Source organism: Acidovorax sp. (genome assembly GCF_046339755.1).
Classification (GTDB): domain Bacteria; phylum Pseudomonadota; class Gammaproteobacteria; order Burkholderiales; family Burkholderiaceae_C; genus Acidovorax.
Genome location: NZ_JBKDTZ010000319.1, coordinates 1 through 8,655, shown reverse-complemented (window position 1 = coordinate 8,655; position 8,655 = coordinate 1). Strand labels below are relative to the sequence as shown.

Annotated in this window: 8 protein-coding genes and 1 pseudogene; 8 read left to right on the top strand and 1 reads right to left on the bottom strand. The window is 67.2% G+C overall.

Annotated features, from left to right (window positions below; translation table 11 throughout):
• The 3 genes and pseudogenes from ACK59X_RS27800 to ACK59X_RS27790 form a co-directional block, all read left to right on the top strand.
• Positions 1-602 (top strand): annotated as a pseudogene (locus tag ACK59X_RS27800) (hypothetical protein); the annotation flags it as partial.
• Between the two features lie 9 nt (positions 603-611).
• Positions 612-2,672, top strand: a complete 2,061-nt coding sequence (locus ACK59X_RS27795) for a family 2A encapsulin nanocompartment cargo protein cysteine desulfurase (RefSeq protein ID WP_409961749.1) — start codon at positions 612-614, stop codon at positions 2,670-2,672.
• A gap of 185 nt (positions 2,673-2,857) precedes the next feature.
• A complete protein-coding gene (locus ACK59X_RS27790; protein ID WP_409961748.1) occupies positions 2,858-3,406 on the top strand; it encodes an NADPH-dependent FMN reductase in 549 nt (182 codons plus the stop codon).
• Positions 3,407-3,476: 70 nt separating this feature from the next.
• Here the strand turns inward: ACK59X_RS27790 and ACK59X_RS27785 are convergent, their stop codons facing one another.
• Positions 3,477-4,121: an FMN-dependent NADH-azoreductase gene (locus tag ACK59X_RS27785; protein WP_409961747.1), complete on the bottom strand. Its 645-nt coding sequence runs from the start codon at positions 4,119-4,121 to the stop codon at positions 3,477-3,479.
• 124 nt (positions 4,122-4,245) lie between these two features.
• Here ACK59X_RS27785 and ACK59X_RS27780 point away from each other — a divergent pair, with 124 nt between their 5' ends.
• The 5 genes from ACK59X_RS27780 (at position 4,246) to ACK59X_RS27760 (ending at position 8,384) form a co-directional block, all read left to right on the top strand.
• Positions 4,246-5,193, top strand: a complete 948-nt coding sequence (locus ACK59X_RS27780) for a LysR substrate-binding domain-containing protein (RefSeq protein ID WP_409961750.1) — start codon at positions 4,246-4,248, stop codon at positions 5,191-5,193.
• Positions 5,194-5,333: 140 nt separating this feature from the next.
• Positions 5,334-6,203, top strand: a complete 870-nt coding sequence (locus ACK59X_RS27775) for an HDOD domain-containing protein (RefSeq protein WP_409961746.1) — start codon at positions 5,334-5,336, stop codon at positions 6,201-6,203.
• Positions 6,204-6,231: 28 nt separating this feature from the next.
• On the top strand, positions 6,232-6,963 hold the full coding sequence (locus ACK59X_RS27770) for an AAA family ATPase (RefSeq protein WP_409961745.1): 732 nt from the start codon (positions 6,232-6,234) through the stop codon (positions 6,961-6,963).
• A 112-nt stretch (positions 6,964-7,075) separates the two neighbouring features.
• Positions 7,076-7,717 (top strand): peroxiredoxin, encoded by a 642-nt coding sequence (locus ACK59X_RS27765; protein ID WP_409961744.1) that lies wholly within the window; start codon positions 7,076-7,078, stop codon positions 7,715-7,717.
• A 64-nt stretch (positions 7,718-7,781) separates the two neighbouring features.
• A complete protein-coding gene (locus ACK59X_RS27760) occupies positions 7,782-8,384 on the top strand; it encodes an RBBP9/YdeN family alpha/beta hydrolase (protein WP_409961743.1) in 603 nt (200 codons plus the stop codon).
• Positions 8,385-8,655: the final 271 nt, after the last annotated feature.

Genomic DNA, 8,655 nt, shown 5'->3' with positions numbered 1-8,655 from the left:
CGCACGACCAGATCAAGGAACAGCTGCGCCTGACGATCGAGACGATCAAGGAGAACCAGGAGAGCGAGCTCATCAACAACCCCGACTACGGCCTGCTGGCCCAGGTGACCGAAGAGCAGCGCGTGTTCCCGCTCACCGGCGCGCCCACGCCGGACGACCTGGACGAACTGCTGACCAAGGTCTGGAAGGAGCCTGCCTTCTTCCTGGCCCACCCGCTGGCGATTGCCGCCTTCGGCCGCGAAGCCACGCGCCGTGGTACGCCGCCGCCCACCGTGAGCCTGTTCGGCTCGCAGTTCATCACCTGGCGCGGCATTCCGCTGATCCCTTCGGACAAGGTGCCCGTGGCCGACGGCAAGAGCAAGATCCTGCTGCTGCGCGTGGGCGACAAGCGCCAGGGCGTGGTCGGCCTGTTCCAGCCCGGCCTGCCGGGCGAGCAGAGCCCGGGCCTGTCGGTGCGCTTCATGGGCATCAACAACCATGCCATCGCGTCCTATCTGATCTCGCTGTACTGCTCGCTGGCCGTGCTCACGCCCGATGCCCTGGCCGTGCTGGACGACGTGGAGATCAACAAGTACCACGACTACCCCGACACCTACAAGTAAAGCGGCCGCGTGGTGACCACTCCATCCTCCCTTCCTGCCAGCGTGCCCGCCACGCTGCAGCCGCCGATCGACCCGGCGCTGCTGGCCGGGCTGGCGACGGCCCTGTTCGCGGCCCGGCCCGGCGAAGAGCCGCGTTTTGCCGGGCCGGCTGCAGGCCTGCCCTCCACCCCGCCGGGCTCGCTGCCCGGGGCGGGGCAGGGCACACCCTGGCCGCCCGGCGTGCAGGCGCCTGTCAACATCGCACCGGCCGGCTCGCCGCTGGTCAGCCCCGCCGGCTTTGGCCCCGGAGTGCCCGGCACCCCCATCCCGCAAGGGCTGGTGCCCGGCGCCAACCTGGTGCCGGCATCGCCCACGCCGCTGGCCTCGCTGGCACACCGTGCGCCGGCCCTGCTGCCGCACGCGGTGGCCGGCAATGGCGTGCCCGACTCGGTGATCAGCACCTTGCCGGCCTATGAGCCGCGCTTTGGCAGCGGCGTGCTGGGTGTGCCCGAGGCCGCGCCCGCCCAGGCCGCCCCTGCGGTGGCGCAAGGCGCATCGCCGTACTACTTTCTCGGTGAGCGCCACGGCCACCCGCTGGCGGCCGACCGCCTGCCCCAGGTGACCCCGCCCGACGGGCATGGCGCCATACCCGGTGGGCTCGATGCCCTGGCGCGCCTGCCTTTTGCCGCGCCCGAGGTGCCGCGCGTGACGTCCCCCACGGCCGGCACCGGCGTGCCCAGCACCGTGCCGTCGACCGAACCACGCTTCTACTTTGCCGATGCCGTGGTGCTGCCCGGCGGCTACACCACGCCCGGCCGTGCCCCGGCTGCCGGCAGCGTCCCCCAGGCCGACCGCAGCGCCCACCCGGCCTTCGACGTGCATGCGGTGCGCCGCGACTTCCCGGTGCTGCAGGAGCGCGTCAACGGCCGCCAGCTGGTCTGGTTCGACAACGCCGCCACCACGCACAAGCCGCAGTCGGTCATCGACCGCATCAGCCATTTCTACGCGCACGAGAACTCCAACATCCACCGCGCGGCGCACGAGCTGGCGGCTCGCGCCACGGACGCCTATGAGGGCGCACGCCAGCGCGTGCAGCGCTTCATCAACGCGCCCGATGTGAACGAGGTGATCTTCGTACGCGGCACCACCGAGGCCATCAACCTGGTGGCCAAGAGCTGGGGCGCGCAGCATGTGGGCGAGGGCGACGAGATCATCGTCAGCAACCTGGAGCACCATGCCAACATCGTCCCCTGGCAGCAGCTGGCCGCCGCCAAGGGCGCGCGCCTGCGCGTGATCCCGGTGGATGACTCGGGCCAGGTGCTGCTCGATGAATACCAGAAACTCTTGAACGACCGCACCAGGATCGTGGCGGTGACCCAGGTCTCCAACGCCCTGGGCACGGTGGTGCCGGTCAAGGAGATCGTGGCGCTGGCCAAGCGCGCCGGCGCGACCACCCTGGTCGACGGCGCGCAGTCGGTCTCGCACATGCGGGTGGACGTGCAGGACCTGGGGGCCGACTTCTTCGTCTTCTCGGGCCACAAAGTATTCGGGCCCACCGGCATCGGCGTTGTCTGGGGCAAGCGCGCCGTGCTCGAAGACATGCCGCCCTGGCAGGGCGGCGGCAACATGATTGCCGACGTGACCTTCGAGAAGACGGTGTTCCAGCCCATCCCGAACAAGTTCGAAGCCGGCACCGGCAACATCGCCGATGCCGTGGGCCTGGGCGCTGCCATCGACTACGTGAACCGCGTGGGCATCGAGAACATCGCACGCTACGAGCATGAACTGCTGGCCTACGGCATGCGCCACCTCTCCGCCATTCGCGGCGTGCGCCTCATCGGCACGGCCGACGACAAGGCCAGCGTGATGTCCTTCGTGCTCGCCGGCTACAGCACCGAAGAGGTGGGCAAGGCGCTCAACGAGGAGGGCATTGCCGTGCGCACCGGCCACCACTGCGCCCAGCCCATCCTGCGCCGCTTCGGCGTGGAGACCACGGTGCGGCCCTCGCTGGCGTTCTACAACACCTTCGACGAGATCGACCGCCTGGTCACGGTGGTTCAGCGCCTCGCCGGGCAGCGTCGGGCGGGCTGACGCCGGTCGCCATCCCTTGTGAACTTCCCGGCGCAATCCGCTATACAAAATATAGCAATTGCGCTGGGTGAGCAGGCCATGGCGTCACGGTCTGTGGCTATCATGGCGAGTGCTTCGCGCTGCCGGGTCCTGAGACCACCCCTGCAGTGCTTTTCTCCATGTCATCCCATTCACAAGGAGTTTCCATGAGCAATGTCCAGATCGCCGTCATCGTCGGCAGCCTCCGCAAGGATTCGTTCAACCGCAAGCTGGCCACCGCCATCGAGCGGCTGGCCCCGGCCGATTTCCAGTTCACGCAGCTGCGCATCGACGACCTGCCCCTGTACAACCAGGACGACGATGGCAACCAGGCCGCGTCGGTGCTGCGCCTGAAAAGCGAGGTCAAGGCCGCCCAGGGCCTGCTGTTCGTGACGCCCGAGTACAACCGCTCCATCCCCGGCGTGCTCAAGAACGCGCTGGACCATGGCTCGCGCCCCTACGGCCAGAGCGCCTGGGGCGGCAAGCCCGCGGGCGTGATCGGCGCCTCGGTGGGCGCCATCGGCACCGCGCTGGCGCAGCAGCACCTGCGCAACGTGCTGGGCTACCTCGATGTGCCCACACTGGGCCAGCCCGAGGGCTTCATCCACGCCAAGGAAGGTTTGTTCGACGCCGACGGCAATGTGGGCGAAGGCAGCAAGAAGTTCCTGCAGGGCTGGGTCGATGCCTACGTTGCTTGGGTCAAGCAGCACATCTGAGGTTCTGACCGTCCCATGAAAAAACGCCGCCCCGAAGGGCGGCGTTTTGCTTGGCTGAGCTGAAACCGGATCAGGCCACTTGTGCGATCTGTGGCTGGTTGGCCGGTACGCTGGTGTGCGCCTGGATGTCCTTGTCGGCGCTGGCAATCGCCAGGGCCTTGGCGTCGGGGCCCATGCCCACGCCTTCGGCACGCACGAAGCGCACGTCGGTGATGCCGAAGAAGCCGAACACCACCTTCAGGTAGCTCTCCTGGTGCTCCATGGCCTGGCCGCCTTCGCTGGTGGAGTAGATGCCGCCACGGGTCGAGGCCACGATCACCGTCTTGCCGCCAGCCAGGCCCACGGGGCCCTTGTCGGTGTACTTGAAGGTGCGGCCAGCCTGGGCGATGCGGTCGATCCAGGCCTTGAGCTGGCTGGGAATGGTGAAGTTGTACAGCGGCGCGCCGATCACGATCACGTCGGCCGCCAGGAACTGGCTCACCAGGGCTTCGGACAGTGCGTTTTCCTGGCGCTGCACTTCGGTGGCAGCGGCCTGGCCGGTGCGAAAGCCCAGGGCATCGGCGCTCAGGTGGGCGGGGGCCTGCGCGGCCAGGTCCAGGTGCTGCACCGTGGCGTTGGGGTGGCCGGCCTTCCAGGCGGCGACGATGCGCTTGGTGAGTTCGCGCGAAACGGATTGTTCGCCGGTGATGGCCGAATCGATGTGAAGCAGTTGCATGAGTGATCTCCTGTGGATGGCAGCCACAGCGTGTGGCCATGGGATGAATTGTGGAGACGCACTCGTTTGTTGATAAGGTATTGAACTTGCGATAGATTGTCCTATCAGTAGAACGATGTACTTTATGCAAGACCTCAACGACATGCTGTATTTCGCCGAGGTGGTCGAGCGCGGTGGCTTTGCCGCCGCCGGCCGCGCCCTGGGCATTCCCAAATCGAGGTTGTCGCGCCGCGTGTCGGACCTGGAGGCGCAGTTGGGTGTGCGCCTCTTGCAGCGCACGACGCGCAAGCTGTCGTTGACCGAGGTGGGCGAGGCCTACCTGCGCCACTGCCAGGCCATGCGCGAGTCCGCCCAGGCGGCGGCCGACACGGTGGCCCAGGTGCAGACCGTGCCGCGCGGCACCGTGCGCGTGAGCTGCCCGGTGACGCTGGCGCAGACCGTGCTGGCCGAGATGATGCCGCCCTTCCTGGCCCGCTACCCGGAGGTGCGCGTGGACATGGTGGTCAGCAACCGCGTGGTGAACGTGGTGGAGGAGGGCATCGACGTGGCCCTGCGCGTGCGCCCCACGCTGGAGGACAGCGGCTCCATGGTGGTCAAGCGCCTGGACATGACCAGCCAGATCCTCGTGGCCAGCCCCGAGCTGCTGATACGCCAGGGCGCGCCCACCACCCTGGAAGACCTCTCGCGCATGGACAGCGTGGCCATGTCGGCCCCCGATGGCCGGGCCACCTGGAACCTGATGGGCCCGGGCGGCGCCCACCAGGTCGTGCACCACACGCCGCGCTACGTGGCCGACGATCTGCTGACCCTGAAGTTCGCGGTGCTGGCCGGCATCGGCATCGGCTGGATGCCCGACTACATGTGCCATGAGGAAATGCGCGAGCGCCGCCTGGTGCGCGTGCTGCCCGAATGGGTGCCGCCGCCGGCCATCGTGCATGCGGTGTTCCCCTCGCGGCGCGGGCTGTCGCCCGCGGTGCGCAGCTTTCTCGACTACCTGGGAGAGGCCATGCCGGGGCGCAACAGCCTGGCCACGCGCGACGGTGTGGCAGGGCTGGACGGGGCCAACATATAGCACCGTGTCAATACGCTGTGTGGTGAAGACCGCTGTGCTTGGAGGTCACTTCGGCCTTCGCGTTTTCAGGCCACAATGCAACCAGTTGCAACTGAACGGTTGCCTGCGCGCCACCCTTGCGCAGGTGCCCGTGGCGCACCGTGAAAACTGCCCACCCCATCGATACCCACCTCCAGAAGGCCCGCGTCCACCCCTCCGTGCGCGCCATCGTGATCCCGCCGTGCCCCGAATCCCTGGTGCGGCTGCAGCAGATCGTGGCCGCGCCCGAGCTCGATTCGGGTGCGCTGGAGCAACTGGTCGCATCCGACGTGGCCATGGCCGCCGCCCTGATGCGCCAGGCCAACAGCCCGCTGTATGGGCTGGCCCAGCCGGTGCAGACCATCGGCATGGCGCTCACGGTGCTCGGGCTCAACCCGGCGGTGGAACTGCTCTCGGCCTTCATCACGCGCAATGCGCTCATGGTGCGCTCGCCGCTGCTCGAGCATTTCTGGGAAAGCTCGCAGCGCCGCGCCATTGCCTGCGAGCACATCGGCCGCCAGCTCTACAGCCTGGACCCCGGCCTGGGCTACAGCTTCGGCCTGTTCTGCCATGTGGGCATGCCGGTGCTGGTCAAGGCGGTGCGTGGCTATGGCTCCACCGTGACCGAGGCCCTGGCGCGCAAGGACCGCACCTTCACCCAGACCGAGAACGCCAACCACCAGACCGACCATGACGTGATGGGGGCCCTGGTGGCCCGCACCTGGCACCTGCCGGGCGATGTGGCCCAGGCCATCTGGCTGCACCACGACTTCACCTGCCTGGGCGACGAGCGCTTCAGCCCCACGGTGCGCCACCTGGTGGCCCTGGGCCTGCTGGCCGAGTACCTGGTGAACCACCACGACAACCTGCAGCCCACGCGCGACTGGCTGCGGCACGGCCAGGCCTGCATGGAGCACCTGGCGGTGTCCGAAGAAGAACTGGACCACTGGGTGGACGAACTGCACCCAGCATTCGAGGCGGTGCGCTTCTGACCCGTGCCGGCCGTTAGCATGGCACCCCATGCTGCCCGCCAAACCCTATCTGCAAAGCGTCTGCATCCGCCCCGATGCCGAGGTGGACTACGACACCTATCCGTACAACATCCCCGCGGTCCGTGAGATGGGGCGGTTGGAGTTCCACCCTGACGTGACCTTTCTGGTGGGCGAGAACGGCTCGGGCAAATCCACCCTGATGGAAGCCATTGCCGTGGCCCTGGGCTACAGCCCCCAGGGCGGCACCCGCGACTTCGCGGTGGGTGGCCCCGAGTCGGTGTCGCCCCTGCACGAGGTGCTGCGGCTGGCGCGCAGCTTTCGCCAACCCAAGGATGGGTACTTCCTCAGGGCCGAGAGCTTTTTCAACGTCGCCACCTTCGTGGACGACAACGGTGTTCCCGACGCCTATGGCACGAACTCGCTGCATGGCATCTCGCACGGCGAGGCCTTCATGTCCTTGCTCGCCCACAAATTCCGCGGCAAGGGCCTGTACCTGCTGGACGAGCCCGAGGCCGCGTTCTCGCCCAACCGCCAGATGGCCGCGCTCTCGGCCATCCACCAACTGGTCGAAGACAAATCCCAGTTCATCATCGCCACGCACTCGCCCATCCTGCTGTCCTACCCGCACGCGAAGATCGTGCTGTTCGATGGCACAGGCCTGTCGGAAGTGGCCTATGAGGACACCGAGCACTATGCGGTGACGCACGACTTCCTCAACAACTACCGCGCACGGCTGGACCGTCTGTTGGACCAAGACTGAGTTTTCGGGGCCTGATAGACGTTTTTGCGATTAAGTCAGAACAATATATTCGTTTGGGTTTTAAAGCCCGGCTCGCAGAATGCCTCCATCAGACATTGAAGGAGCAACCTCCATGGCCACCTTGCGACTTGGCGACACCGCCCCCGACTTCACCCAGGAATCCACCGCCGGCCCCATCCATTTCCATGAATGGGCGGGCGATTCGTGGGTGGTGTTGTTCTCCCACCCCGCCGATTTCACGCCCGTCTGCACCACCGAGCTGGGCAAGACGGCGGCCCTGGCTACCGAATTCGCCAAGCGCAAGGTCAAGCCCATCGCCGTGAGCGTGGACCCCGTCGATTCGCACAACCGCTGGGTGGGCGACATCAACGAGACGCAGAACACCACCGTCAACTTCCCCATCCTGGCAGATGCCGATAAGAAGGTGGCCGACCTGTACGACATGATCCACCCCAACGCATCGACCACGGTCACGGTGCGCAGCGTGTTCATCATCGACCCCAAGAAGGTGATCCGCACCACCTTCACCTACCCCGCCAGCACGGGCCGCAACTTCGACGAGATCCTGCGCGTGATCGACTCGCTGCAGCTCACCGACAGCCACAAGGTGGCCACGCCCGCCAACTGGAAGGATGGCGACGACGTGATCATCGTGCCGAGCCTGCAGGACCCGGCCGAGATCGCCCAGCGCTTCCCCAAGGGCTTCACGGCCGTGCGTCCCTACCTGCGCGTCACGCCCCAGCCCAACAAGTAAGCAAGCCTGCCAGCCAGGCCCCTGGCGCGCGTTCCTGCTGCAAGGGCAGGGCGCCGCCAGGGCCATGCCGGGCGCTACCAACGTGAACCCCACTTCCATCATCATCGTCCCCGGCTGGCGCGACTCCGGCCCCGGCCACTGGCAAAGCCTGTGGGCCGAGCGCTTGCCCAACGCGCGCCGGGTGGTGCAGGACGACTGGATCACCCCCACCCGCAACGCCTGGGTCGGCACGCTCGAAAAGACCGTGCTGGCCGCGCCGCACCCGGTGGTGATCGTTGCGCACAGCCTGGGCTGCATTGCCACCACCCACATCGGCCCCGAGGCGGCGGCGCGCATCCAGGGTGCGCTGCTGGTGGCCCCGGCAGACCCGGAGCGCCGCGCCATCCTGAGCGACTTCGCTCCCGTGCCCTACGCGCCGCTGCCCTACCGCAGCGTGGTGGTGGCCAGCAGCAACGACCCGTACTGCCCCATCCGCCTGGCCGGCGCCTATGCCCGTGCCTGGGGCAGCGAGTTCGTGCGCATGCAGCAGGCCGGCCACATCAATGTGGAGTCGGGCCACGGCGAGTGGCCGCTGGGCTGGGCGCTGCTGCAATCGCTCACGGGCGAGCAGGGCGCCGTACCTGGTGCGGCACCCGCGCCTGCACAGGCGGCGCAGGCCTCCGCCTGAGCAGCACCTGCCCCTGTGCGGGCAGGCGCGCTGCTACATCCTGTTTCTTTATTCCAAAATCCGATTAATTAACAAGAATGTATTCTTTTGAGTTTTAAGGCGCTGTGCGCACAATGTGGCATCTTCCGCTTTTCCTTACGGGCTACGCCACATGACTTCTTTGAAACTCAAGACTCTCCTGGCCACACTGGCATTGACCGCAAGCGGCATGGCGCTGGCCCAGGATTCGCTGCTCAACGTCTCGTACGAAGTGGCCCGTGAGGTCTACAAG

Coding starts and splice junctions, on each gene's coding strand:
- ACK59X_RS27790 (WP_409961748.1), top strand. CDS start 2,858: ATGAGCAATGTCCAGATCGCCGTCATCGTCGGCAGCCTCCGCAAGGAT.
- ACK59X_RS27785 (WP_409961747.1), bottom strand. CDS start 4,121: ATGCAACTGCTTCACATCGATTCGGCCATCACCGGCGAACAATCCGTT.
- ACK59X_RS27780 (WP_409961750.1), top strand. CDS start 4,246: ATGCAAGACCTCAACGACATGCTGTATTTCGCCGAGGTGGTCGAGCGC.
- ACK59X_RS27770 (WP_409961745.1), top strand. CDS start 6,232: ATGCTGCCCGCCAAACCCTATCTGCAAAGCGTCTGCATCCGCCCCGAT.
- ACK59X_RS27765 (WP_409961744.1), top strand. CDS start 7,076: ATGGCCACCTTGCGACTTGGCGACACCGCCCCCGACTTCACCCAGGAA.
- ACK59X_RS27760 (WP_409961743.1), top strand. CDS start 7,782: ATGCCGGGCGCTACCAACGTGAACCCCACTTCCATCATCATCGTCCCC.